This is a genomic window from Blastococcus sp. SYSU DS0552 (assembly GCF_054050815.1).
Genome location: NZ_JBJHAB010000010.1, coordinates 1 through 23,783, shown reverse-complemented (window position 1 = coordinate 23,783; position 23,783 = coordinate 1). Strand labels below are relative to the sequence as shown.

The following is a 23,783-nucleotide window of genomic DNA, read 5'->3' as shown; positions in this document are numbered from 1 at the left end:
TCTCCGTTTCTTCCACTTCGACCGCCGACCGAGTTAGCTGACGGGTTCGGGCTGGGAAGACTGGCCCTATCCCCCACCCACCGGCGAGCCGGCGGCGGGAGAACTCACCCCAGAGTGCGGTGGGTCCCCGGTACACCTCGGGCGCAGTGGTGCGCGCCACGCGGTGATTAGGCGGTGTCCGGTCGAGGCCATCCATCGATGGATGACGACCACCCGGCCGAACGGAGGGAACCCTACGACCGTGATGCGCCTGTGACAAACGGGAACAGCTGAGGCGTGTGCGACGGGCGCCTGGCCGCCCACCTGGGCATTCACCCGATCGGGTGGTCACCCGGCCCTCGCCGCGGGGTGCGGCGGCGATCAGCCGGTGCGCCGTCCGGACCGCTCCCCGCCGTGCCCGTCGGGATGCCGCAGCGGGGGAACCAGGCCCCCCTCGGCCAGCGCGCGCACGGCGCTGCGTTCCACCTCGTCGAACTCCACCACCACGCCCGGCGGTGGCACGACGACGTCCTCGGCGGCCGCGGCCGGCTCGCCACGCGGCCGCCCGGTCATCGGCACGACGACCGGGTCGCCCCCCTGCCACCCGGGCGGGGCTCCCAGCAGCACGGTCACGACGCAGTCGGCGCAGCCGGTCCCGCGGGCGGTGCAGGTGTCGCAATCGATGAGCATCGCTTCTTCTCCTCCGTGAGTTGCTGCGCACGGTAGGAAGGGCCACCGACATTTCCGCGGCGCCACCGACGGCCCGCGCCGGATCAGCTGCCCGCGAACTCCCAGTGCCACGGCTCCTCGCGGCCGTTGCCCGGATCGGCCCACGTGGGGTGCAGGAAGCCGAAGCGGCCGGCGTTGGCGGCCATCCAGGCGTACTGCGGGGTGCCGAACGTCTCGACGCCGCCGCACAGGTCCACCGCCAGACCCCAGCCGTGGTTGCTGGTGCCGGGCACCGCGGCCAGGGCCGGCTTCTCCCCGTACAGCCGCACCTGGCTTGCGTAGGTCCGGTAGGAGTCGGTGATGCACAACGGGCTGCCGAAGGCGGTCGCGTAGGCCGCCGACATGGCGCGGTAGGCGGCGGCCGCGTCGCAGGGCAGCGCGTGCCCGCCGACGCCCAGCGGGCACATGGCGCTGGGCGGGATGAGGCCGTTCGGGTAGCCGCCCCATGCGCGGGCTCCGTCGTAGCTGGGCGGGTAGACGGTGTTGCCGCACTCGGTCCGCAGCGCCCCCGCGGCCGGCCCCGGGACGGCGACGGGGGGCCGCTGGCCGAGGACCGGGCGGCCGATCGCCAGCACCTGGTCGCCCGGCAGCATGCGCACCACGACCGCGCCGGCCCGCGCGTCAGCGGTCAGCATGGTCCGCGGGTCCAGGGCGATGCCCACGTGCCCGAGCCCCGCCTCCGGGGAGCCCAGGAAGACCAGGTCGCCGGGGAGGACGTCGGCGCGGTCCACCGGCACGGCGCTCGCGAACAGCTCCTCCTGCGTCGCGGGCAGCTGGACACCGGCCCGGCCGTAGGCCACCCGGACCAGTGCGCCGCAGTCCCAGGACTCCGGCCCCGCCGTCCCCGGTGCGTACGGCTGCCCCAGGGCCTCCATCGCGCCGCTGACGGCGGCGAGGGTCTCGGCGGGCAGCACCAGGAGCGAACTCGGCCGCCCGGGCAGCTGGGCCACCCCGCGCTGCGCGCCGCCACCGGCGGCGCCCACCGGAGCCAGGCGGTCGGGGAGGCTGCGCCCGGGTTCCCGCAGCGCAGCGGCGGGCACGTCCGCGAGGCCGGCGGTCCGGAGCTGGTCGACGTAGGCCCGCCAGCTGGCCGCCGTCTGCTCGTTCACCGACGCCTGCTCCCCCTGGAGCGCCGCCAGCTGCCGGTCGACGACGGCGAGCGTGTCGTGCAGCTCCGTGGTGACCGCGTCGGCGGCCGCCTCCAGCGCGGCCACCCGCGCGGCCACCTCGTCCGCCCGCCCCTGGGCCTCGTCGAGCGCGGCCTGGGCGCGCTGCTGCTGGTCCAGGGCGGCGCGCCGGTGGCTCTCCGCGATGCCGATGAGGTGGGCGAGGTGCGCGTCGACGGCGTCGAGGAAGCCCACGCCGGCGAGGACCTCCCCCGGATCCCCACCGGCGAGCAGGAGCGTGAGAGGGGTGAGGGCGCCACCGTCCCGGTAGACGGCGACGGCGTACCCGGCGACCTCGCGCTGGTGCCCGGCCAGCACGCCCCGGGCGTCCTCGAGCACCGTCCTCGCCTCGTCCACCGACCGCTGCGCCTCGGCCAGCGCCTCGCGTGCGGCGACGACCTGCCCCTGGCGCGCGCGGAGGTCCTCCTGGACCTCCGCGGCCCGCCGTTGCAGCTGGTCCAGGTCGCGGCTGTCCAGCACGCCGGAGGTGCCACCCGGCTGGTCGCTGGGCGCGGCGGCCACCGGCCCGGCGGGCAGCAGCACGGCCGCGCCCGCCACCAGCACCGCGGCCACCGCGCACCGCCGGGCCCGGGCGGGCGGGCGCCACCTGGAGCGCGCGGGCATCACCGACCACCTCTGCCTGCGGGCCGGTCGCACCGGACGCGACGGCCACTGGCAGGCATGGTGTCCCGATCGGGGCCGGAACACCAGGTCCCACTCGATGCGGGCAGCCCCGGACCCCCCGGTCAGGGGGCCCGTGCGCGGCCGGCCCCGGCGCGCGTCCCCCGGAGTGTCAGCCCCCCGACCTAGCGTCCGCCCCGTGGCACCCTCCCCCGCACCGCTGCGCTACCAGCAGGTCTCCATCGAGGAGGTCGGGACACCGCTGGCGCAGGTCACGTTCGTCGTCGTGGACCTGGAGACCACCGGCGGGTCCCCGAAGGACAGCGCCATCACCGAGATCGGGGCCGTGCGCGTCCGCGGCGGGCAGGTGCTCGGCGAGTTCCAGACCCTCGTCGACCCAGGCCACGAGATCCCGCCCTACATCAGCGTGCTGACCGGGATCACGTCGACGATGGTCGCCACGGCCCCGCGGATCGGCGCCGTGCTCCCCACCTTCCTCGAGTTCGCCCGCGGCGCCGTCCTGGTCGCCCACAACGCCCCGTTCGACCTCGGGTTCCTCAAGGCGGCGTGCGCCGAGAACGGCCTGGTGTGGCCCACGGCGGCGTCCGTCGACACCGCCGTCCTCGCCCGGCGGCTGCTCAGCCGGGACGAGGTGCCCAACTGCAAGCTGGCCACCCTGGCCCCGTACTTCTCCGCCACCACCTCGCCCACGCACCGGGCCCTGGACGACGCGCGGGCCACGGTGGACGTGCTGCACGGCCTCTTCGAGCGGCTCGGCCCCCTGGGCGTCACCACCCTCGAGGAGCTGACCGGGCTGACCCGGCAGGTCGATCCGGAGCGTCGGCGGAAGCGGCACCTGGCCGACGCCGTCCCCAGCGGCCCCGGCGTCTACCTGTTCCGCGGCCCCAGGGACGAGCCGCTCTACGTGGGCACCTCCAGCGACCTCCGCAGCCGGGTCCGCAGCTACTTCACCTCGGGCGAGCAGCGCAGCCGCATCACCGAGATGGTCAGCCTCGCCCAGCGGGTGGAGCCGATCCCGTGCGCGCACGCGCTCGAGGCCGCGGTCCGCGAACTGCGGCTCATCGCCCGCCACAAGCCGCGGTACAACAGGCGGTCCCGCTTCCCCGAGCGCGCGCTGTGGGTCCGGCTCACCGACGAGCCCTTCCCGCGGCTGTCGGTGGTCCGCCGGGTCCGCCCCGACGCCGGCGTGTTCCTCGGGCCGTTCCCCGACCGCCGCGCCGCGGACGCCGCCGTGGCCGCCGTCCACGAGGTGCTGCCGCTGCGGCAGTGCACCGCCCGACTCTCCCCCCGCACGCCGGTCAACGCCTGCGCGCTGGCCGACATGGGGCGTTGCGGCGCCCCCTGCACCGGCGCCCAGTCGGTTCCCGAGTACGCCGGCGTGGCGGCGGTCTTCGCCGCCGCGGTGGGCCACGACCCCCGTCCCCTGCTCGCCCCGCTGCTGGACCGGGTGGAGCGGCTCGCCGCCGAGGAGCGCTACGAGGACGCCGCCGTGCTGCGCGACCGGGTCGCCGTGCTGGTCCGGGCCCTCCGCCGTCGGCAACGGCTCGAGTCGCTGGCTGCCGTGCCCGAGCTCGTGCTGGCCCGTCCCGACGGCCAGGGCGGGTGGGAGCTGTCCGTCGTCCGGCTGGGGCGCCTCGCCGCGGCCGGGAACGCGCCGCGTGGCACCACCGTGCGGAGCGTGCTGCCGGGCCTGCTCGCGACCGCGGAGACCGTTCCCGGTGCGGACGACCCGACGTCGGTCGACGAGACCGAGCTCGTCCTCCGCTGGCTGGAGAAGCCCGGCACCCGGTTGGTGCAGCTGACCGGCACCCTCGCCTCCCCCGCACCCGGCACCGGCGCCTACAGCGGGTTCCTGGCGCGGGTGGAGTCCGGGCGTGACGCGCAGGACCCCTTCGCCGACGGGCGGTCGCTGGGCACCCGCGCCCGGCCGGAGCGGATAGCATCCCCCGCGTGATCACCGCCATCGTGATGATCGACGCCGCCACCGACTCGATCGCCGAGGTCGCCCAGGCCGTCGCCGAGCTCGACGGGGTCAGCGAGGTCTACTCCGTCGCCGGCGATGCCGATCTGATCGCCATCGTCCGCGTCCGCGAGTTCGAGCAGGTCGCGGAGGTCATCGCCGGCCGGATCAACAAGGTCGCGGGAGTCCTCGACACCGACACCCACATCGCCTTCCGCGCCTACTCGCGCCACGACCTCGAGGCAGCCTTCTCCATCGGCTTCGACACCGAAGCCTGAGCGGCCGGCGCTCAGCGGCCGGGCGGGGCGACCTCCCGGCTGACGGCGATCCAGCGGTCCAGCAGCGCCGCCGCCCGACCGTCGTCGATCGCTGCGGCGGCCCGCTCCATCCCCGCGGCCAGGGCGTCGTGCAAACGCGCGGGCCGTTCGTCGAACGCCACCAGCGCCGCGGCGGCATTGAGCAGCACGGCGTCGCGCACCGCCCCGCGGTCGCCGTCCACGAGCCGCCGGAACACCTCGGCGTTGTCCCGGGCATCCCCGCCGCGCAGCGCGTCCGGGGCGGGCGCCTCGATGCCCAGCGCAGCCGGGTCCACCCGCTCGGCCGACACGGCGCCGTCCCGGACCGTCCACACCGCCGACGTCGCCGCGGTGGTCAGCTCGTCGAGTCCGTCGTCGCCCCGGAACACCAGCGCCCGCGTCCCCCGGGCGGCGAGCACCTCGGCGAGGACGGGGGCCATGCGCGCGTTGGCGCAACCGATCGCAGCCGCCACCGGGCGCGCCGGGTTGGTGAGCGGCCCGAGGAAGTTGAAGACGGTGCCGATGCCCATCTCCCGCCTCGGGGCGGCGGCGTGCCGCATGCCGGGGTGGAAGACCGGTGCGAAGAAGAACCCGATGCCGGCCTCGCGCACGCACGTGGCCACGGCGTCGGCGGGCAGGTCGATGACCACCCCGAGCGCCTCCAGCACGTCGGCGGCGCCCGAGGAGGACGACGCCGCCCGGTTGCCGTGCTTGGCCACCGGCGCGCCGGCGGCGGCCGTCACGACCGCGGCCATCGTGGAGATGTTCACCGTGTGCGCGCCGTCGCCACCGGTGCCGACGATGTCGACGCAGTCCATCGGCAGCTGCACCGGCGTCGCCTGCGCCAGCATCTCGGCGGCCAGTCCCGCGACCTCCTGCGGCGCCTCGCCCTTGGCCCGGAGCGCCACGGTGAAGCCGGCCACCTGGGCCGGCGTCGCCTCGCCGGTCATGACCTCGCGCATCGCCCAACGGGTGTCCTCGGCGGTGAGGTCCTGGCCGGCGAGCAGGCGGTTCAGCAGCCCCGGCCACGTGGGGGCGGACGAGGACGTCACCGGCGGGCCACGGACCGTCCCGCGCGAGCGCGCAGGAGGTCGGCCACCACCCCGGGCGCCACCAGCGGGTCGACCGGCAGGGCCAGCGTCGCCTCTGCGCGCGACCAGTGCGCCAGCCAGCGGTCGGGCTGCCGGGCGACGAGCAGGCAGACGGCCGGCCGGTCGGCGACCTCCATCTCCAGCTGCCGGGCGAGGGCCATGCCCCCGGCGGGCTGGGCCTCACCGTCGAGGATGCACAGGTCGATCCCTCCGGCGTCGACCGCGGCGACCACCTCGTCGCCGGTCACGCACTCCAGCCAGGTCAGCGGACCCACGTCAGCGGCGGGCCGCCGGCCGACCGCTGCGCGGACCGCGTCGCGCACCTCCGGACGGTGGCTGTAGACGAGCACGGTGGCCGGGGCGGCGGGCTTCTCGGCAGCACTCACGCCGCCGAGCCTAGTGCCCGGAGACGTCTGCGCAGGCCCGGCCGGTGAGTCGGTATCGAGCTGGTCACATTGGCGCCACGCCGTCACCACCCGCAGTCGTGACGGGGTCCTGCCGATGCCATGATGACCCCCGTGACAACGGCCCCCGTCGCGAGCAGCACCTTCGACACCTCGCGGGTGCACTCCCTGACCCGACCGAACATGGTCAGCGTCGGCACGATCATCTGGCTCGCCAGCGAGCTGATGTTCTTCGCCGGCCTGTTCGCCATGTACTTCACCGCCCGAGCACGGGCCGGCGCCGAGAGCGGCTGGCCGCCCGAGCCCACGGAGCTCAACGTCCCGTACGCGCTCGTGATCACGCTGATCCTGGTCAGCTCGTCGGTCACCTGCCAGTTCGGTGTGTTCGCGGCCGAGGAGGGCAACGTCTACGGGCTGCGCCGATGGTTCACGATCACCTTCGCCCTGGGGCTCGTCTTCGTGCTCGGGCAGGCGTACGAGTACTACGAGCTGGTGCACCACGGCACGACGATCTCGTCGTCCACCTACGGCTCGGTCTTCTACCTCACGACCGGCTTCCACGGCCTGCACGTCATCGGCGGACTGATCGCCTTCGTGTTCGTCCTCATCCGGTCCACCATGGGCCGTTTCACGCCCGCCCAGGCGACCTCCGCCATCGTGGTCTCGTACTACTGGCACTTCGTCGACGTGGTGTGGATCGCCTTGTTCGCCACGATCTACTTCATCCGATAGGGAACCGGTGTCCACCACGAACCCTCACCCCGACGCCCCGCTCGCCGACGCCGCGAGCCCGGACCAGCGGGCCCGCGCGCGACGGAGGTCCAAGCACCGCCGTCGTCTCGCCAACGTCGCCGGCCTGATGGCCTCGCTGATCCTCACCGGGGCGCTGTACTCGGTGTTCGCGCCGGCGCAGGCCGCTCCGGCCGGCACGCAGACCGAGTCGGCGGCCGAGGCGGCCGGGCGCGAGCTGTACGAGCGCAGCTGCATCTCCTGCCACGGCTCGAACCTCGAGGGCGTGCCCAACCGCGGCCCGTCGCTGATCGGCGTCGGTGAGGCCTCGGTCTACTTCCAGGTGCACACCGGGCGCATGCCGCTGGTGCGCCAGGAGGCCCAGGCGCCGGACAAGCCCGTGGTGTTCTCCGACGAGGAGATCGACCAGCTGATGGCCTACGTGCAGGCCAACGGCGGCGGGCCGACGCTGCCCTCCGGTGACCTGCGCAACGGGGACCTCGCCATGGGCGGTGAGCTGTTCCGGCTCAACTGCGCGTCCTGCCACAACTTCGTCGGTGAGGGCGGTGCCCTCTCCTCGGGGAAGTACGCCCCGAGCCTGCACGACGCGACCGACCTGGAGATCTACACGGCGATGCTGACCGGCCCGGAGAACATGCCGGTGTTCGGGGACAACCAGCTGTCGCCGGAGGAGAAGCGCTCGATCATCGCCTACGTCCAGACCATCACGAACATGACCGACCCGGGCGGCGCGGGCGTCGGCCGGCTGGGGCCGGCCGCCGAGGGCGTGGTCATCTGGGTCGTCGGCGTCAGTGCCCTGATGTTGGGCATCTTCTGGATGGGGAGCAAGGCGTGAGCACGCGCGACACCCGCCCCGGCTCGGCCGGCGGCGCGGACACCGAAGGGCCGCTGCACGGCGGCCCGGACGACGACTACACCCCCGAGCAGCTCGCGGCGATGAGCCGTGAGGAGCTGGACCTGCTCGGCGCGCGGTACGACGGCGTGGAGATCCTCCACGTCGACCCGGGCCCGGAACCGGGGTCCGCCATGGAGCGGCGGGCGGTGCGCCAGGTCGGCTGGACGTTCGCCCTCGCCGGGGTCTTCGCCTTCCTGTTCCTCGTGGTGTACGTCGGCTCCGGCTGGTTCCTCCCCGAGTGGTCCTGGGCCGAGGAGGGGAGCACCTGGAGTGCCCTGTTCACCCCGCTCCTGGGCCTGTGCATGGGGCTGTCCCTGACGCTGGTGGGCGTGGGCCTGGTCCTCTACACCAAGAAGCTGCTCCCCCACGAGACCGCCGTCCAGGACAAGCACGACGGCTCGCACTTCGATCGGGTCACGACCGGCGCCACGCTGGTCGGCGGGTACCACAACAGCGGGCTTCCCCGGCGCAAGCTGATCACCCGGTCGCTCGGCTTCATGGGCGCCGGCGTCGGCGTCATGCTGCTGGCGCCGCTCGGCGGGCTGATCAACAACCCGAGCACCGGGAACGTGCTCGGGCGCACCGCGTGGGCCGAGGGCGTCCGCCTGGTCCGTTACGACGGCAGTCCCGTCCGGCCCGGCGACCAGGAACCCGGCTCGCTGGAGACGGTCTTCCCGGCCGTCCCCGGCGGCAACCGGCAGACCGATGCGCCCACCATGCTCATCCGGCTGCGCCCCGAGCAGATCCAGTCGCTGCGCCCGCGCGAGGGGCACGCCGACTACGGCTACGGCGACTACGTCGCCTACTCCAAGATCTGCACGCACGCCGGCTGCCCGGTGTCGCTCTACGAGCAGGAGACCAGCCGCATCCTGTGCCCCTGCCACCAGTCGATGTTCGACGTGACGCAGGGCGCCAAGCCGGTCTTCGGCCCGGCCACCCGCTCACTGCCGCAACTGCCCATCACCGTGGACGACGAAGGATTCTTCGTCGCCCGCAGTGACTACCCTGAGGCCGTCGGCCCCACGTACTGGAACCGGGAGCGCATCTGATGGCAGCTCGCACCGCCACGGCGCCGGGGGCCCCGACGACGCGGCTCGGCAAGGCCGCGCTCGAGTTCGACGACCGCATGATCGTCGCCGGACCCGTCCGGCGGACCCTCAACAAGGTCTTCCCCGACCACTGGTCCTTCCTCCTCGGCGAGATCGCGCTCTACTGCTTCATCATCCTGCTGCTGTCGGGCACGTACCTGACCTTCTTCTTCCAGGCCTCGATGACCGAGGTCACCTACGACGGGTCCTACGACCCGCTGCGTGGGCTCGACATGTCGATCGCCTACGCGTCCGCCCTCGACCTGTCCTTCGACGTCCGCGGCGGCCTGTTCATGCGCCAGCTGCACCACTGGGCCGCACTGCTGTTCGTGGCGGCGATCGTGGTGCACCTGCTGCGCATCTTCTTCACCGGCGCCTTCCGCCGCCCGCGGGAGAGCAACTGGCTCATCGGCGTCGTGATCCTGATCCTGGCGCTGCTCGAGGGCTTCTCGGGCTACTCCCTGCCCGACGACCTGCTCTCCGGCACCGGTCTGCGGATCATGTCGGCGATCATCCTCTCCATACCGGTCGTGGGCACCTGGGTGCACTGGGCGGTCTTCGGCGGGGACTACATCGGTGAGCTGATCATCGGCCGGCTCTACATCGCACACGTCCTGCTGATCCCGGCGATCCTGCTGGCGCTCATCGCCGTGCACCTGCTGGTCCTCGTCAAGCAGAAGCACACGCAGTTCCCCGGCCCGGGCCGGACCGAGCACAACGTCGTGGGCAACCGGCTCTTCCCCACCTTCGCGGGCAAGGCGACCGGCCTGCTGTTCGTGGTGTTCGGGGTCTGCGCGGCCCTCGGTGGCCTGGCCCAGATCAACCCGATCTGGCTGTGGGGCCCGTACAACCCGGCGCAGGTCTCGGCCGCGTCGCAGCCCGACTGGTACATCATGTGGCTGGACGGCTCCAGCCGACTGTTCCCCGCATGGGACCTGAACCTGCCGGGTGACTACACGATCCCGGCGCTGTTCTGGCCGACGGCGGTTCTGCCCGGCATCATCTTCATGCTGCTGCTCTTCTACCCGATGATCGAGCGCAAGCTGACGGGTGACACCGCATCGCACCACCTGCTCCAGCGGCCCCGCGACGTGCCCGTGCGGACGTCGCTGGGCATGATGTCGATCACGTTCTACGTGATCCTTCTGCTCTCGGGCGGGAACGACGTCATCGCCGACAAGTTCAACATCAGCCTCAACGCGATGACGTGGGCGGGCCGGATCGGCCTGGTCCTCCTGCCGCCGATCGTCTACGTGATCACCTACCGCATCTGCCTGGGTCTGCAGCAGCACGACCGCGAGGTGCTCGAGCACGGCATCGAGACCGGTGTCATCCGGCGACTGCCGCACGGCGAGTTCATCGAGGTGCACCAGCCGATCGGCCCGGTGGATGACCACGGCCACGGGCAGCTCGCCTACGGCGGTGCTCCGGTACCGAAGAAGATGAACCAGGTCGGTGCGGCACGGCGCGCGGTCCGCGGTTTCTTCTCCCCCGTGGAGGAGCCGACGGCGGTCGAGATCGAGCAGCGCGGCGAGGGCCGCGGGCTTTCGGCCAGCGAGTCGGACCGGGAGCTGACGACCTCGGGACGCCCGTCCGAGGGTGGGCGCCCGTCCGACGGCGGCCGCCCGCAGGACCCGCGCGACTGATCAGCGTCTGACAGAAGAGCCCCGGTGGGATCTCCACCGGGGCTCTTCTGCATCTGCTGACCGGAGGGCGCGGACCGCTCCCCGTGGACACGCATCGATCGGGGGCCGAGGCCCGCTCGGCACGACCTGGTGGCCGACTGCCGACCCGCACCAGGCGCGGGGGACGACCACCCCGAGGTCGCCCGCGGCCGATGATCGCGCCCGGCCGCTCCCCCGCGCCGATACCCCGCCGCGGAGCCCTCGGGAGCCGGTACCCGGCCTGCGTACCGTGGGGGCCCGCCACCGCTCCGCCACAGTCCGTCAGCGGCCAACCGGGCGGTCCGGTTTCCCGCTGCCGGACGGGTGCAGCGAACCGGACCAGGCCCCGCCCCGCCCTGTGGACGCGTCGCGGCCCCCAGCACGCCCGTCGACCACCAGCTGGGACGCCCTCCATCCCCGACGAGTTGTGGCCGACGAGCCGGATCGGGGCCCTGCAACGTGCCCGCCGCTCCGAGGCAGCCACCGCACGGAGGTGCTGGGATCTCGCGGACATGCCACACCCGCTGCCACACGCCGGCTCGACACCCTCGACGGCTCCGGCACCCGGCCGGCGGCCCGGGTCGGTGAACGCGGGCAGGCGTCGTGGTGGCCGCTCCAGTCCTCCGGCCTTCCAGCCGGCCAGAACAAGCACCGGAGGAACCCGGATGCGCGTCGCACCGCGTCCCTGGACGACGAAGGCCCCCTCACCCGCAGTGGGTGGAGGGGGCCTTCGTGGGTGGGTCCGAAGGCTCAGCTCTGCTGAGCGTTCTGACCCACGTAGTACTCGAACAACAGGCCGCCGACGGCGAGCAGCAGGGCGACGGTGGCGAGCGCGATGAGCCAGATGTACCAGAACGCGAGGCCCAGACCCATCAGGCCGGCGCACAGCGCCAGCGTGAAGGGCCAGTAGCTGGCGGGGCTGAAGAAGCCGAGTTCGCCTGCGCCGTCGGCGATCTCGGCGTCCTTGCGGTCCTCGGGGCGGGCGTCGATCCGGCGCGAGACGAACCAGAAGAAGCCACCGATGAGCAGCGTGAGCCCACCCGAGAGCGTCAGCGCCGTCGTGCCGATGGGTTCACGCGCCCAGAAGCCGTAGACGACCGCGGCCACGAAGCAGAACACCGCGAGCAGATTGAAGATCAGTGCCTCGACCTTCACGGCCGCGCCTCCTCGTACGTGTGTGGGGTCCGGTTACCGGATGCGAGGACCTCAGCCACCGGTCTGCAGCTGCTCCTCGGTCTTGTCCAGCACCAGGTCCAGCGGAGTCGTGGTGCCGGCCACGCCGGACTGCCCGATCTCCTCGAGCGCCTCGTAGGTGCCCAGGCCGGATTCCCGGGCGGCCAGGTAGGCGTCGTAGTCGTCGCCCGACACCGCGCGGACCTCAAAGTTCATGTAGGCGTGGTAGGTGCCGCACAGCTCGGCGCAGCGGCCGACGTAGGCGCCCTCCTCGCGGACGGTCACCTCGAAGACGTTGTCCCGGCCGTTCTCGTTGCCTGGGATCACGTCGAGCTTGAAGAGGAACTCCGGCACCCAGAAGGAGTGGATGACGTCGGCGGAGGCCAGCTCGAACCGGACGGTCCGGTCGGTCGGCACGACGAGGATCGGGATCTCGGTGCTCGTCCCCACCGTGTCGACCGGCTCGCCGTCAGGGCCCGCCGTCTCGGGGTAGACGAACTGCCAGTTCCACTTGAAGGCGTTGACGGCGATGACCTCGTCGGGGTCCTCGCTGCGCTCCATCACCCGGTTCTGCGTGGTGATGGTGAAGAAGAAGAGGCCCGCGATGACCAGGAAGGGGAAAATCGTGTAGACGATCTCCAGCGGCAGGTTGTACGCCGTCTGGCGTGGCAGCTCGTCGCTGTTCTTGCGGTGGCGGATCACCGTGTAGGCGATCAGCGCCCACACGACCAGCCCGATGATCAGGGCGACCCAGGTGGACCCGATCCACAGCTGGCGCATCGCCTCGGCCTCGTCGGTGATGCCGTCGGGCCAGCCCCACCGGATGAAGTTGCGCTCCCACCATGCACTGTCGCCGAGCTCGCATCCGGTGAGGGTCAGCACCCCCAGGAGACCGAGCGCGGCCAGCCGCGCGAGCCTGCTGCCTCGAGCCACTGCTCGCTGCCTCCTCGTCCTCCGCCCGACGTCCGGGCGGTCTCTCCAGCGGGTCCTCCACCGGTCCTCGGCAGAGTGCAACCACGCCGGACTCAGTGTGGGCCGAGACTAGCCGACCCGCCTCAGGGGCCGACCACCGGAGACGGTCCGGCGGGTCGCGACCTCGCTGCCCGCCGGGCGGGGCAGCCCCGGGTCGGCACCGGCGGCCGGTCGCCGGTTCCCATCCTCGGCGGCCGCCGGTCGGCCCCCGCGCTCGCGCGACGGGGCGCGCCGGTGCGGGCGGACCGGCCGCGCCTGGGTGGCGGTTAGAGTCGGTGCCGTGTTCTCCCGGCTGCTGACCCCGAAATGGGTGCTCCTGCACCTGCTCGTGGTCGCCCTGTTCGTCGCCACCTTCTTCCTCGGCTACTGGCAGCTCTCCAAGGCCGAGGCCGGCGGCGGCGCCGTCAACTGGAGCTACGCCCTCCAGTGGCCGCTGTACGGCTTCATGGGGCTGTGGTTCTACGTGCGGATGGTGCGTATCGAGCTCCACCGCGATCCGGACGACGACCAGCCGGGCAACGCGGTCGTGCTCTACCAGCGCCCGCGCATCGACACCAGCGGTGACCCCGAGCTCGCCGCCTACAACGCCTACCTCGCCGAGCTCAACGAGCGGGCCCTCGGACAACGGAGCAGCAATGGCCGCTGAACGGACCGCCACGCCGACCGGGCGGGGGGACGACCGCAGCATCGGAGCGGCGCTGCAGCGCTACCGGGCCATGGCCTGGGTGGTGGGCGTGCTGCTCATCCTGCTGATCTTCGTGGCGGTGCCGCTCAACCACCTCGCCGGCATCCCGGAGCCGTCGGCGGTGCTCGGCACTGCGCACGGTTTCCTGTACGGGCTCTTCTTCCTGGCCACCGTCGACCTGGCGATCCGTGCCCGCTGGACGTTCAAGGGCACCGTGCTCACGCTGGTCGCCGGCACCGTGCCGGTGCTGTCGTTCTTCGCCGAGCGGAAGGCGACCGCGAAGACCCGCGCCGGCGAGCGCGTCTGACCTGGCCACCCCTCCCCCGACCCCCGGAGTCCCGCGCCCCCATGTGTGGCCTGCTCGCCTACTTCTCCACCGACGCCCCCCGCGTGACCGACGACGTCGTCGCCGACGTCCGTGGCGCCCTGCACTGTCTGCGCCACCGCGGCCCGGACGAGAACGAGGTCTGGCACGACGACCGCGTCGTCTACGGGTTCAACCGCCTGTCGTTCATCGACATCGAGCACAGCCACCAGCCGATGCCCTACGCCGACGGCCGGTACCGCATCGTCTTCAACGGCGAGATCTACAACTACCTGGAGCTGCGCGAGGAGCTGGCCGCGGCGGGCGCCACCTTCGCCACGGAGGGCGACACCGAGGCGATCGTGGCCGGGTTCCACCTCTGGGGACAGGACGTCGTCACCCGGCTGCGCGGGATGTTCTCGTTCGTGATCTGGGACAGCCAGACCCGCACCGTGTTCGGCGCGCGCGACCCCTTCGGCATCAAGCCGTTGTTCACCACCCGCCTCGCCGACGGGGCCATCGCCTTCTCCTCCGAGAAGAAGGCGCTGCTGGAGCTCCTCGGCGGCAGCGTCGCCGCCGGGGGTGTGGACGGTGCGTCCCTGCAGCACTACCTGACGCTGCAGTACGTCCCGGAGCCCGCGACCCTGCACCGGGGGATCCGGCGGATCGAGAGCGGCACCAGTTTCACCGTCGCCGACGGCGAGCTCACCACGCAGCGGTACTTCCACCCGGACTTCCCGCTCCGGCCGGTGGCGAAGGACGAGCAGCAGGCGCTGTACGACCGGATCGCCGAGGTCCTCGACGACTCCGTCCGCGTGCACATGCGGGCCGACGTCACCGTCGGCTCGTTCCTCTCCGGTGGCATCGACTCCACCGCGATCGCGGCGCTGGCCAAGCGCTACAACCCCGACCTCAGGACGTTCACCGTCGGCTTCGAGCGCGAGGGCTTCTCCGAGATCGACGTCGCCGCCGAGTCCGCGGCCGCGATCGGGGTGGAGCACATCACCACGGTCGTCACGGCGCAGGAGTTCGCCGAGTCGATCCCGCTGGTGGTCTGGTACCTCGACGACCCGGTCGCCGACCCGGCGCTCGTGCCGCTGTACTTCGTCGCCCGCGAGGCGCGCAAGCACGTCAAGGTGGTGCTCTCGGGCGAGGGGGCGGACGAGCTGTTCGGCGGCTACAACATCTACCGGGAGCCGCTGTCCCTGGCCGCCTTCGACCGGCTGCCGCGAGGTCTCCGCCGTGCCCTCGGCACCCTGTCGACGAAGCTGCCCGACGGGATGCGGGGCAAGGACCTGCTGCGGCGCGGCTCGATCCCGCTGGAGCAGCGCTACTACGGCAACGCGCGGATCTTCCGGGACGAGGAGCTGACCTTCCTCGAGAAGCGCGACCCGGACCTCTCGCACGTCGCGGTCACCCGGGAGCTGTACGAGCGCACCCGCGCCGCCGGCTACGACGACGTCACCGCGATGCAGTACGTCGACCTCTTCACCTGGCTGCGCGGCGACATCCTGGTCAAGGCCGACAAGATGACCATGGCCAACTCGCTGGAGCTGCGCGTCCCGTTCCTCGACCCCGAGGTCTTCCGGGTGGCCTCGACCATCCCGGTGGACCAGCGGGTCACCAAGGAGACGACGAAGTACGCCCTGCGGCGTGCGCTGGAGCAGATCGTGCCGCCGCACGTGCTGAACCGCCGCAAGCTCGGCTTCCCGGTCCCCACCCGCCACTGGCTGGCCGAGGACCTGCACGACTGGGCCCGGCAGATCATCGAGGACAGCCAGACCGACGAGTGGCTGGACAAGCAGCAGGTCCTGGCCATGCTCACCGCCCACCGGCAGAACCAGCGCGCCGGCTCACCGGTCGACCACTCCCGCAAGCTGTGGACCCTGCTGGTCTTCATGGTCTGGCACGGCATCTTCGTCGAGGAGCGGATCACGCCCGAGATCCCGGAGACGGTCTACCCCGTCCGGCTCTGACACCGCGATCCTCGCCGATCGCACCGCGGCCACGTGCCGTCCCCCGATCACGTGGAGCCGTTTCGTCACGCCCGCGCGGACACTCCGGGCCTCCCCTCGTCATGACCGGTCCCCGCGAACACCACGAGGCCCGGTTCCCCAGAAGGGGAACCGGGCCTCGTACGGCACCTCCGCCCCGCCGCGAGCGGCGGGGCAGAGGGGTCCTTCGTCAGTTGAAGGAGTCGCCGCACGCGCAGGAGCCCTGCGCGTTGGGGTTGTCGATGGTGAAGCCCTGCTTCTCGATGGTGTCGACGAAGTCGATGACCGCGCCGCCGAGGTAGGGACCGCTCATCCGGTCGACGATGACCTCGACGCCGTCGAAGTCGTAGGTCTGGTCACCGTCGAGGAACCGCTCGTCGAAGAAGAGCTGGTACCGCAGGCCCGAGCAGCCACCGGGCTGGACGGCGATGCGCAGCCGGAGGTCGTCGCGGCCCTCCTGGTCCAGCAGTGCCTTGACCTTGGCTGCCGCGGCGTCGCTGAGTACGACGCCGGTGGCCGTGGTGTCCTGCACCGTCATATTTCTGTCCTCTCCCTCCGGGGTGTCCGCGTAGGCGCGTCCTGCCGCGGACGAACGCCGTCGGAACGGCTCCGCTTCCCGTGCGCACCCACTGTACGGCTCCGAGCGCGACGTCCGGGGCTCCGTTGCTCACACACGTAGACTTCCGGGCCGTGAAGCTCCGCCTGCCCGGCCGCCGTGACCATGCCGAGACGACCACCGCCACGCCCGGCGACGACGGCGAGCTGACCGGGCAGCTGGTGAAGGCCGGCGGCAAGGGCCGGCCGACGCCGAAGCGCAACGAGGCGCAGGGCCGGCGGCAGGGCCCTCCCCCGCCGCCGCCCACCACGCGCAAGGAGGCCTACAAGCGCATGCGGGAGCAGCAGGCGCTGCGTCGCGCAGACGCCCGCCAGGGCATCGCCCGCGGTGAGACGGAGTACCTGCCCGCCCGCGACCGCGGCCCGGAGCGCAAGCTGGTGCGCGACCTCGTCGACAGCCGCCGCAACATCGGCAGCTTCTTCCTGGCCATCGCCGCCCTGGCCCTCATCGGCACCTTCGTGCCCAGCATGGCGGTGAAGAGCTACACGAGTTTCCTGCTGCTCGGTTTCTTCCTGCTGCTGATCATGGACTCGGTGGTGCTCGGGCGGAAGATCAAGCGCACGGTCCGCGAGCGGTTCCCCGACGGGGACCACAAGATGAAGGGCCTGGTCTGGTACGGCATCAGCCGGTCGACCATGATCCGCCGGTGGCGCTTCCCCAAGCCCGAGGTCCCGCTGGGCGCCGAGGTCTGAAAGAGGACCCCCTCCATCGGGCGGTGGTCGGGCGCGGCGCCTAACGTCGCGGTCCGTGGAATTCAGACGCCTCGGCCGCTCCGGCCTGACCATCTCCGAGATCGCGTACGGCAACTGGCTGACCCACGGCGGGCAGGTGGAGGAGGACGCCGCGCACGCCTGCGTCCGGGCCGCCCTGGACGCCGGGATCACGACGTTCGACACCGCCGACGTCTACGCCGGCACCCGCGCCGAGACCGTCCTCGGGACGGCGCTCGCCGGCCACCGCCGGGAGTCGATCGAGCTCTTCACCAAGGTCTACTGGCCCACCGGTCCCGGCCGCAACGACCGCGGGCTGGGTCGCAAGCACGTCATCGAGAGCTGCCACGCCTCGCTGCGGCGGCTGCAGACCGATTACGTCGACCTGTACCAGGCCCACCGCTACGACCCGACGGTGCCGCTCGAGGAGACGATGACCGCCTTCGCCGACCTGGTCCGGTCGGGCAAGGCCCTCTACATCGGCGTCTCCGAGTGGAACGCCGAGCAGATCGCGTCCGGCGCAGCGCTGGCCCGCGAACTCGGCATCCAGCTGATCAGCAACCAGCCGCAGTACTCGATGCTCTGGCGGGTCATCGAGGCCGAGGTGGTGCCGACGTCGGAGAAGGAAGGGCTCTCCCAGATCGTCTGGTCGCCGCTGGCGCAGGGCATCCTCACCGGCAAGTACCGGCCGGGCGAGCAGCCGCCGGCCGACAGCCGGGCCGGTCACGCCGAGGCCGGGCGGTCGATGCAGGGGTTCATGACCGACGACATCCTCGGCCGGGTGCAGCAGCTGCGGCCGATCGCCGAGGACCTCGGGCTGTCGATGGCCCAGCTGGCGCTGGCCTGGGTGCTGCAGAACGGCAACGTCGCCGCCGCCATCATCGGCGCGACGCGCCCGGAGCAGGTGCACGACAACGTCAAGGCCGCCGGTGTCCGCCTGGATGACGAGGTCATGGCCAGGATCGACGAGGTCCTCGGGGACATCGTGGAACGGGACCCCGCCAAGACCGCCCGCGGCTGAGGAGGCCGCACCACCTGACCCTCCACCTCACGTGGAGGGTCAGGTGGCGGCGAGCCCCATCGGTCCGTAGACCTTCTCGTCGCCGTCGAAGAGGGTCACCGTGGCCACCCCGCGGTCGAGCAGCTCCCGCCAGTTCTCCCCCAGCCACGACTCCGCGTCGCCCTGGTTGTCGGCCGTCGGCACCTCCACCCCCACCGCCGCGGGGTCGAGAGGGGATCCAGCGGGGTCCTCGAGACGCCAGTGCCAGCTCATGCAGGCAGGTTAGTGGCGAGGGCCACGCCGGGCGCATCGTTCCCCGGCTGTGATCACGGCGCCGGTTACGGGCCCGCCGCCGGGGGCATGGACCTGCATCGACCCCGCCCACCCGGAGGACCGATGAGCACACCCCGCCCCGACCCCACGGCCGGCGCGACCCGCGCGGCCGTGGACGCCGAGCCCCAGAACGCATCCACCGGTGAGTTGATCGGCCGGCTGACCGAGCAGATCAGCCGCCTGGTCCGGGACGAGGCCCGCCTCGCCCAGGTGGAGATGACCCAGAAGGCGAAGAGACTGGGCGTCGGCGCCGGCCTCTTCGGGGCCGCCGGCCTCGTCGCCTTCTTCGGGCTGGCCGCCCTCATCACGACCGCCATCCTCGCCCTGGCGCTGATCATGCCCGCCTGGCTGGCCGCGCTGATCGTCACCCTGGTCCTCTTCGCCATCGCGGGCGTCCTCGCCCTCGTGGGCAAGAAGGACGTCCAGAAGGGATCCCCGCCGGTGCCCACGGAAGCCATCTCCAGCGTCCAGGCCGACATCACGACCGTGAAGGAGAGTGCACGCCGGTGAGCACGCCCAGCGGGCCGCGACCCGACGACGCACAGTCCAGCAACGGGCCGACGCAGCCCGACGAGATCCGGGCCGACATCGAGGCGACCCGAGAGCAGCTCGGCCGCACGGTCGACGAGCTCAGCCAGCGCCTCGACGTGCCCGCCCGCGCCAAGGAGGGCGCCGCCCGGGCCAAGGACACCGCCGTCGAGACCTACCGCGAGAGCCCCCCGGCGTTCGCCGGTGCCGGCGCGGCGCTGGCCGGTCTGGTGGGTCTGGTGTTGTGGCGTCGGCGGCGCGCGCGGCGACGGGCCAGCACCGAGGAGCTCCTGGTCGGTGCGCGCGTGGGCCGCAGGCGCGAGGCCAAGCGGGCGCGCCGGGAACTGGCCGCCCGGCGTGCCGCCGCGCGGAAGGCTGCCAAGCGGGCCGAGAAGCAGGCCCGTCGGGATGCGAGGAGGAAGCGTTGAGCAAGGGAGCCAAGCTCGCCTACCGGCCGATCGGCCTGGCGGCGGGTATCGCGGCCGGTGCCGTGTCGGGTGCGGTCTTCAAGCAGGTGTGGAAGCGCATCAGCGGCGAGGACGACGCACCGGACGCGCTGCAGGGCGAGTACCCGATGTGGGAGATCGTCGTCTCCGCCGCGCTCCAGGGCGCGATCTTCGCGGCCACCAAGGCGACCATCGACCGCCTGGGGGCGCAGGGCTTCACCAAGCTCACCGGGGCGTGGCCGGGCGACTGACCCGGCGCGGTGGCCGGGCACCGCACCCGGCCACCGCCGACCCCACCACCCCGCGGCCGGTCGCCGGCCCAGCACCAGGGAGAGCTCATGACCGGCACCCGGCCACGGGAGAGCGCCGTCGACCGGATCCGCCAGCGGGTCGAGGAGAAGGCGGCACGACGCGCGGCAGCGGCCCGGGCGGCAGAAGAGGACGGGCCGCCGCGGGACCCCCACCAGCTCCCCTCGGACGCGCCCGCGCCCGAGCAGCTGCCGGGCATCCGGGCCGCGAACCCGCTGCAGATCCCGGCCGGCGGCTGGAAGCAGGTGCTCAAGCGCGCCTGGGCGGAGAACAACGCCGACAACATGCCGATCATCGCCGGGGGGGTGGCGTTCTTCGGCTTCCTGGCGATCTTCCCGGCACTCCTCGCGGTGATCTCGATCTACGGGCTCGTCGTGACCCCCGAGCAGGCCGCCGCCCAGGTCGAGTCCTTCACCGCCGGGCTCCCCGCGGAGGCGCAGCGGCTGATCGAGGACCAGGTCACCGCCGTCACCGCGAACGCGGGCGGGGCGCTCACCCTCAGCCTGGTGCTCTCGATCCTCGCGGCGCTGTGGAGCGCCTCCGGTGGGGTCAACAACCTGGTCAAGGCGGTCAACATCGCCTACGACGAGGTGGAGACCCGCAACTTCGTCAAGCTGCGCGCGCTCTCCCTCGTCCTCACCCTCGGCGCCATCGTCTTCGTCCTCCTGACCATCGGCCTGGTCGCCGTCCTCCCGGTGGTGATCGACCTCCTCCCGCTCGGCGCGGTCGGCACCGTGCTGATCGAGGTGGCGCGGTGGGTGGCACTGCTGACCGTCGTCGCGGGTTCGCTGGCGGTGCTCTACCGGGTGGCCCCCGACCGGGACGCGCCCCGCTTCCGGTGGGTCAGCCTCGGCTCGATCGTCGTCACCGTCGTGTGGGCGCTGGTCAGCCTCGGCTTCACGCTCTACGTGAACAACTTCGGCAGCTACGGCGAGACCTACGGCGCCATCGCCGGGGTCGTCGTGCTGATGCTGTGGCTGTACCTGACCTGCTACCTGGTGCTCCTCGGCGCGGAGATCAACTCGGAGGCCGAGCACCAGACCGGGCTGGACACCACCGACGGCGAGCCGCTGCCGATGGGTGAGCGGGACGCCGTGAAGGCCGACACCCTGCCGGCCAAGGCGGAGCCGGAGAAGGGCGACAGCGACCCGACCCGCAAGAACGCGCCCTAGCGAGCGGCCCCGCTCAGCGCACGTGCGAGGGCACGAAAGGCGGGCGCACGACCTCGACGGCTTCCCGCCGACCCCGGACGTCGACGGCGAGCCGGTCGCCCTCGACCACACCGGCGGCGGTGTCCAGCAGCGCGAGCCCGATGCCCGTCCGCAGCGTCGGCGAGAAGGTCCCACTGGTCACCTCGCCCACGCGGGCCTCGTCGGCGCCGAGCACCGCCATGCCCGGGCGCGGGATCCCGCGCCCGGTCGCCTTCAGGCCCCAGAGCAGCCGGGCCGGGCCCGCCTCCTTCTCGGCCAGCAGGGCCGCGCGCCCCCAGAATGCCGGCTTGCGCCAGCCGACGGCCCAGCCGGCGCGGGCCTGGACGGGGCTGATGTCGCGGGAGAGCTCGTGCCCGTGCAGCGGGTATCCCATCTCGGTCCGCAGCGTGTCCCGCGCACCGAGCCCGCACGGCCGGATGCCGAGGTCCTGCCCCGCCTCCAGCAGGGCGTCCCACATCTCCCCCGCCCGGTCGGCGCCGACGAGGAGTTCGTAGCCGTGCTCGCCGGTGTAGCCGGTGCGGCACACGGTCACCTCGGCGCCGGCCCCCCCGGTGCCCGTCACGAACGACATGTAGCCGATCTCGCCCGGGACGCCGAGCAGCTCCAGCACCTGCAGCGACCGCGGGCCCTGCACGGCCAGGACGGCGACCTCGGTGTGCCGGTCCGCCACCGCGACGCCCGCCGGAGCGATGTCGGCGAGCCGGCCGAGCACCTCGGCGGCGTTCGCCGCGTTGGGCACCAGCAGGACGTCGTCCGGTCCGTGCAGGTAGACGATCAGGTCGTCCACCACTCCCCCGGCGCCGGCCTCGCCGTCGGGCACGCAGCACATCGTGTACTGCGCCTGGCCAGGCCCGATGCGGGACAGGTCGTTGGTCAGGCAGGAGTCGACGAACGCGGCGGCGCCCGGCCCGCGGACCGTGCCGGTGCCCAGGTGGGAGACGTCGAACAGCCCCACGCCCTCCCGGACGGCGGCGTGCTCGGCGAGAACACCCCCGCCGGCGTACTCGATCGGCATCGACCAGCCGCTGAAGTCGGCGAGCTTGGCTCCGGCGGCGACGTGCCGGTCGTGGAGGGGCGAGGTGCGCGGGGTCACGCGGCCACGCTAGTGCCGAGCCCGAGCGCAGGTCCGCCCCTCGGGCCCGCGAACGGTGGTCGGCCGAGAGGTTCTCTTACGATCGACCGGTGCCGCCGACGATCTCCGCCACCGACCACCCGCTCGAGAAGCTGACCGGCGACGCCGTCGTCGTCGCCGTCGGCAAGGGGCCCGACGGGCCGCTCCCGACACCCGGCGCGGAGGCGCTCGACCGCCTGCTCGGCGGCCGCCTGCTCCCCGCGCTGACCGACCTGGGCGCCCGCGGCGCCGAGGACGAGGTGACCCGCCTGCCCTCGTTCGGCCAGGGGCCCTTCCCGGTCGTCGCCGTCGTGGGCCTGGGCGCGCCCGAGCCGTCCGGCGGCTACCGCGCCGAGGCCGTGCGCCGGGCCGCCGGTGCGGCCAGCCGCGCGCTGCGCGGCCGGCGCTCGGTGGTGAGCCTCCTGGCCGCCGTGGGCGGGACGCCCGACGCCGAGCGGCTGCACGCCGTCGGCGAGGGGTCCCTGCTGGGTGCGTACGAGTTCACCGCCTACAAGTCGCAGCTGCCCGCCGACCGCCCGGCCCCGCCGAGCGAGTTCACCATCGTCGTGCCCGGCGCCGGTGCCGCCGAGGCGGCCCTGCGCCGCGTCCGCGCCGTCGCCGACGCCGTCGCCCTCGTGCGCGACCTGGTGAACACCCCGCCGAACGACCTGTACCCGGCCGAGCTGGCCGCCCGCGGTGCCGCCGCCGGCGAGAAGCTCGGGCTCACGGCGGAGATCCTCGACGAGAACGCGCTGGCGGCCGGCGGGTACGGCGGCATCCTCGCCGTCGGGGGCGGGTCCACCCGCAAGCCGCGCCTGCTGCGCCTGACCTACGCCGGCGCGGGCGCGCGCAAGAAGGTCGCGCTGGTGGGCAAGGGCATCACCTTCGACAGCGGCGGCATCTCGATCAAGCCCGCCGCGAAGATGGAGGACATGAAGAGCGACATGGCCGGCGCCGCGGCCGTGATCGCCACCGTGTGCCTCGTGGCACAGCTGGGGCTACCGGTCGAGGTCGTCGCCACCGTGCCGATGGCGGAGAACCTGCCCAGCGGCACGGCCTACCGCCCGGCGGACGTGATCACCTTCCGCAACGGCAAGAAGGCGGAGATCACGAACACCGACGCCGAGGGGCGGGTCGTGCTGGCCGACGCGATCGCCCGCGCGGCCGAGGACTCCCCCGACGTCCTGCTGGAGACCTCCACCCTCACCGGCGCACAGATGGTCGCCCTCGGCGCCCGCACCTCGGGCGTGATGGGCAGCGACGACCTACGCGACGCGGTCATCGCCGCGGCGGACCGCAGCGGCGAGTCGATGTGGCCGATGCCGCTGCCGCCGGAGCTCCGGAAGGGGATCGACTCGACGGTCGCGGACTTCGTCAACGCCAACACCGACCGCATGGGCGGGATGCTCGTCGGCGGGCACTTCCTCGCCGAGTTCGTGCCGGCCGGGCTGCCGTGGGCGCACATCGACATCGCCGGCCCGAGCTACAACACCTCGGCGCCCTGGGGTTACACGCCGAAGGGCGGGACCGGCGTCCCGGTCCGCACCCTGCTCGCCACCATCGAGGCCCTCATCGCCGACTGACCTCTGATGATCAGGTGACCTGATCAAACGGGGTCCGGGGGGGGGGGGGGGGGGGGGGGGGGGGGGGGGGGGGCGGGGGCGGGGGGGGGGGGGGGGGGGGGGGGGGGGGGGCGCCGGGGGCGGTGTGCTAGTGTGTTCTGTCAG

25 protein-coding genes and 1 riboswitch are annotated in these 23,783 nt (G+C 72.9%); of the genes, 16 read left to right on the top strand and 9 right to left on the bottom strand.

Going from position 1 to position 23,783, the window contains the following annotated elements; translation table 11 throughout:
- Positions 1 to 7: 7 nt before the first annotated feature.
- Positions 8 to 184, bottom strand: a riboswitch (cyclic di-AMP (ydaO/yuaA leader).
- A 176-nt stretch (positions 185 to 360) separates the two neighbouring features.
- Complete coding sequence (locus ACI8AG_RS11865) at positions 361 to 669, bottom strand: hypothetical protein (RefSeq protein ID WP_456597196.1); 309 nt, start codon at positions 667 to 669, stop codon at positions 361 to 363.
- An 83-nt stretch (positions 670 to 752) separates the two neighbouring features.
- Entirely contained in the window at positions 753 to 2,498 is a 1,746-nt protein-coding gene (locus tag ACI8AG_RS11860; protein WP_456597195.1) for a D-alanyl-D-alanine carboxypeptidase family protein, read from the bottom strand.
- A gap of 196 nt (positions 2,499 to 2,694) precedes the next feature.
- Between ACI8AG_RS11860 and ACI8AG_RS11855 the strand changes: the two genes are divergently transcribed.
- Entirely contained in the window at positions 2,695 to 4,470 is a 1,776-nt protein-coding gene (locus tag ACI8AG_RS11855) for a DEDD exonuclease domain-containing protein (RefSeq protein ID WP_456597194.1), read from the top strand.
- Entirely contained in the window at positions 4,467 to 4,754 is a 288-nt protein-coding gene (locus tag ACI8AG_RS11850) for an Lrp/AsnC family transcriptional regulator (RefSeq protein ID WP_456589540.1), read from the top strand. Before ACI8AG_RS11855 ends, ACI8AG_RS11850 begins: the two co-directional genes overlap by 4 nt.
- 11 nt (positions 4,755 to 4,765) lie before the next feature.
- Here ACI8AG_RS11850 and trpD read toward each other — a convergent pair whose 3' ends face one another.
- Positions 4,766 to 5,824: an anthranilate phosphoribosyltransferase gene (gene trpD, locus ACI8AG_RS11845; RefSeq protein ID WP_456589541.1), complete on the bottom strand. Its 1,059-nt coding sequence runs from the start codon at positions 5,822 to 5,824 to the stop codon at positions 4,766 to 4,768.
- Positions 5,821 to 6,249: a hypothetical protein gene (locus ACI8AG_RS11840; protein WP_456589542.1), complete on the bottom strand. Its 429-nt coding sequence runs from the start codon at positions 6,247 to 6,249 to the stop codon at positions 5,821 to 5,823. The genes trpD and ACI8AG_RS11840 overlap by 4 nt, the downstream gene beginning before the upstream one ends.
- Before the next feature lie 132 nt (positions 6,250 to 6,381).
- On the opposite strand from ACI8AG_RS11840, the gene ctaE reads away from it, so the two are divergent.
- Genes ctaE through qcrB form a run of 4 tightly spaced genes read left to right on the top strand, consistent with a single transcriptional unit; the run spans position 6,382 to position 10,646 of the window.
- The gene (ctaE, locus tag ACI8AG_RS11835; RefSeq protein ID WP_456597193.1) at positions 6,382 to 6,999 is read left to right on the top strand and encodes an aa3-type cytochrome oxidase subunit III; all 618 of its coding nucleotides are present in this window, start codon (positions 6,382 to 6,384) and stop codon (positions 6,997 to 6,999) included.
- 7 nt (positions 7,000 to 7,006) lie between these two features.
- Complete coding sequence (qcrC, locus tag ACI8AG_RS11830) at positions 7,007 to 7,852, top strand: cytochrome bc1 complex diheme cytochrome c subunit (protein WP_456597192.1); 846 nt, start codon at positions 7,007 to 7,009, stop codon at positions 7,850 to 7,852.
- Positions 7,849 to 8,961, top strand: a complete 1,113-nt coding sequence (gene qcrA / locus ACI8AG_RS11825; protein WP_456589545.1) for a cytochrome bc1 complex Rieske iron-sulfur subunit — start codon at positions 7,849 to 7,851, stop codon at positions 8,959 to 8,961. Before qcrC ends, qcrA begins: the two co-directional genes overlap by 4 nt.
- Entirely contained in the window at positions 8,961 to 10,646 is a 1,686-nt protein-coding gene (gene qcrB, locus ACI8AG_RS11820; protein ID WP_456597191.1) for a cytochrome bc1 complex cytochrome b subunit, read from the top strand. Before qcrA ends, qcrB begins: the two co-directional genes overlap by 1 nt.
- A 768-nt stretch (positions 10,647 to 11,414) precedes the next feature.
- On the opposite strand, the gene ACI8AG_RS11815 is transcribed toward qcrB, so the two are convergent.
- Together ACI8AG_RS11815 and ctaC are read right to left on the bottom strand one after the other, a co-directional pair.
- Positions 11,415 to 11,819 (bottom strand): cytochrome c oxidase subunit 4, encoded by a 405-nt coding sequence (locus ACI8AG_RS11815; protein ID WP_456597190.1) that lies wholly within the window; start codon positions 11,817 to 11,819, stop codon positions 11,415 to 11,417.
- 51 nt (positions 11,820 to 11,870) lie between these two features.
- A complete protein-coding gene (ctaC, locus tag ACI8AG_RS11810) occupies positions 11,871 to 12,770 on the bottom strand; it encodes an aa3-type cytochrome oxidase subunit II (RefSeq protein WP_456597189.1) in 900 nt (299 codons plus the stop codon).
- 319 nt (positions 12,771 to 13,089) lie between these two features.
- Between ctaC and ACI8AG_RS11805 the strand changes: the two genes are divergently transcribed.
- Genes ACI8AG_RS11805 through asnB form a run of 3 tightly spaced genes read left to right on the top strand, consistent with a single transcriptional unit; the run spans position 13,090 to position 15,774 of the window.
- Positions 13,090 to 13,455, top strand: a complete 366-nt coding sequence (locus ACI8AG_RS11805; protein WP_456597188.1) for a metalloprotease — start codon at positions 13,090 to 13,092, stop codon at positions 13,453 to 13,455.
- Positions 13,445 to 13,801 carry a DUF3817 domain-containing protein gene (locus tag ACI8AG_RS11800; RefSeq protein WP_456589550.1) on the top strand — a complete coding sequence of 119 codons (357 nt, stop codon included), beginning with the start codon at positions 13,445 to 13,447 and terminating at the stop codon, positions 13,799 to 13,801. Before ACI8AG_RS11805 ends, ACI8AG_RS11800 begins: the two co-directional genes overlap by 11 nt.
- A gap of 41 nt (positions 13,802 to 13,842) precedes the next feature.
- Positions 13,843 to 15,774, top strand: a complete 1,932-nt coding sequence (gene asnB, locus ACI8AG_RS11795; protein WP_456589551.1) for an asparagine synthase (glutamine-hydrolyzing) — start codon at positions 13,843 to 13,845, stop codon at positions 15,772 to 15,774.
- Positions 15,775 to 15,982: 208 nt separating this feature from the next.
- Here asnB and ACI8AG_RS11790 read toward each other — a convergent pair whose 3' ends face one another.
- A complete protein-coding gene (locus tag ACI8AG_RS11790; RefSeq protein WP_456589552.1) occupies positions 15,983 to 16,330 on the bottom strand; it encodes a HesB/IscA family protein in 348 nt (115 codons plus the stop codon).
- 152 nt (positions 16,331 to 16,482) lie between these two features.
- On the opposite strand from ACI8AG_RS11790, the gene ACI8AG_RS11785 reads away from it, so the two are divergent.
- Positions 16,483 to 17,100, top strand: coding sequence for a DUF3043 domain-containing protein (locus tag ACI8AG_RS11785; RefSeq protein WP_456597187.1), 618 nt, complete (start codon positions 16,483 to 16,485; stop codon positions 17,098 to 17,100).
- Positions 17,101 to 17,155: 55 nt separating this feature from the next.
- Positions 17,156 to 18,139, top strand: a complete 984-nt coding sequence (locus tag ACI8AG_RS11780) for an aldo/keto reductase family protein (RefSeq protein ID WP_456597186.1) — start codon at positions 17,156 to 17,158, stop codon at positions 18,137 to 18,139.
- Positions 18,140 to 18,178: 39 nt separating this feature from the next.
- On the opposite strand, the gene ACI8AG_RS11775 is transcribed toward ACI8AG_RS11780, so the two are convergent.
- Positions 18,179 to 18,391 (bottom strand): hypothetical protein, encoded by a 213-nt coding sequence (locus ACI8AG_RS11775; RefSeq protein WP_456597185.1) that lies wholly within the window; start codon positions 18,389 to 18,391, stop codon positions 18,179 to 18,181.
- A gap of 123 nt (positions 18,392 to 18,514) precedes the next feature.
- Here ACI8AG_RS11775 and ACI8AG_RS11770 point away from each other — a divergent pair, with 123 nt between their 5' ends.
- The 4 genes from ACI8AG_RS11770 (at position 18,515) to ACI8AG_RS11755 (ending at position 20,906) form a co-directional block, all read left to right on the top strand.
- A complete protein-coding gene (locus tag ACI8AG_RS11770) occupies positions 18,515 to 18,961 on the top strand; it encodes a phage holin family protein (protein WP_456589556.1) in 447 nt (148 codons plus the stop codon).
- Entirely contained in the window at positions 18,958 to 19,407 is a 450-nt protein-coding gene (locus ACI8AG_RS11765; RefSeq protein ID WP_456597184.1) for a DUF3618 domain-containing protein, read from the top strand. The genes ACI8AG_RS11770 and ACI8AG_RS11765 overlap by 4 nt, the downstream gene beginning before the upstream one ends.
- Positions 19,404 to 19,676: a DUF4235 domain-containing protein gene (locus tag ACI8AG_RS11760; protein ID WP_456589558.1), complete on the top strand. Its 273-nt coding sequence runs from the start codon at positions 19,404 to 19,406 to the stop codon at positions 19,674 to 19,676. Before ACI8AG_RS11765 ends, ACI8AG_RS11760 begins: the two co-directional genes overlap by 4 nt.
- Before the next feature lie 87 nt (positions 19,677 to 19,763).
- Positions 19,764 to 20,906, top strand: a complete 1,143-nt coding sequence (locus ACI8AG_RS11755) for a YihY/virulence factor BrkB family protein (protein ID WP_456597183.1) — start codon at positions 19,764 to 19,766, stop codon at positions 20,904 to 20,906.
- A gap of 13 nt (positions 20,907 to 20,919) precedes the next feature.
- Here the strand turns inward: ACI8AG_RS11755 and gcvT are convergent, their stop codons facing one another.
- On the bottom strand, positions 20,920 to 22,038 hold the full coding sequence (gcvT, locus tag ACI8AG_RS11750) for a glycine cleavage system aminomethyltransferase GcvT (RefSeq protein WP_456597182.1): 1,119 nt from the start codon (positions 22,036 to 22,038) through the stop codon (positions 20,920 to 20,922).
- A gap of 89 nt (positions 22,039 to 22,127) precedes the next feature.
- Between gcvT and ACI8AG_RS11745 the strand changes: the two genes are divergently transcribed.
- Positions 22,128 to 23,639 (top strand): leucyl aminopeptidase, encoded by a 1,512-nt coding sequence (locus ACI8AG_RS11745; protein WP_456597181.1) that lies wholly within the window; start codon positions 22,128 to 22,130, stop codon positions 23,637 to 23,639.
- Positions 23,640 to 23,783 lie beyond the last annotated feature (144 nt).

Excerpts from the sequence above, each read along its gene's own strand:
- ACI8AG_RS11865 (WP_456597196.1), bottom strand. The coding sequence starts at position 669 with ATGCTCATCGATTGCGACACCTGCACCGCCCGCGGGACCGGCTGCGCC.
- ACI8AG_RS11860 (WP_456597195.1), bottom strand. The coding sequence starts at position 2,498 with ATGCCCGCGCGCTCCAGGTGGCGCCCGCCCGCCCGGGCCCGGCGGTGC.
- qcrB (WP_456597191.1), top strand. The coding sequence starts at position 8,961 with ATGGCAGCTCGCACCGCCACGGCGCCGGGGGCCCCGACGACGCGGCTC.
- ACI8AG_RS11800 (WP_456589550.1), top strand. The coding sequence starts at position 13,445 with ATGGCCGCTGAACGGACCGCCACGCCGACCGGGCGGGGGGACGACCGC.
- asnB (WP_456589551.1), top strand. The coding sequence starts at position 13,843 with ATGTGTGGCCTGCTCGCCTACTTCTCCACCGACGCCCCCCGCGTGACC.
- ACI8AG_RS11790 (WP_456589552.1), bottom strand. The coding sequence starts at position 16,330 with ATGACGGTGCAGGACACCACGGCCACCGGCGTCGTACTCAGCGACGCC.
- ACI8AG_RS11775 (WP_456597185.1), bottom strand. The coding sequence starts at position 18,391 with ATGAGCTGGCACTGGCGTCTCGAGGACCCCGCTGGATCCCCTCTCGAC.
- ACI8AG_RS11770 (WP_456589556.1), top strand. The coding sequence starts at position 18,515 with ATGAGCACACCCCGCCCCGACCCCACGGCCGGCGCGACCCGCGCGGCC.
- ACI8AG_RS11755 (WP_456597183.1), top strand. The coding sequence starts at position 19,764 with ATGACCGGCACCCGGCCACGGGAGAGCGCCGTCGACCGGATCCGCCAG.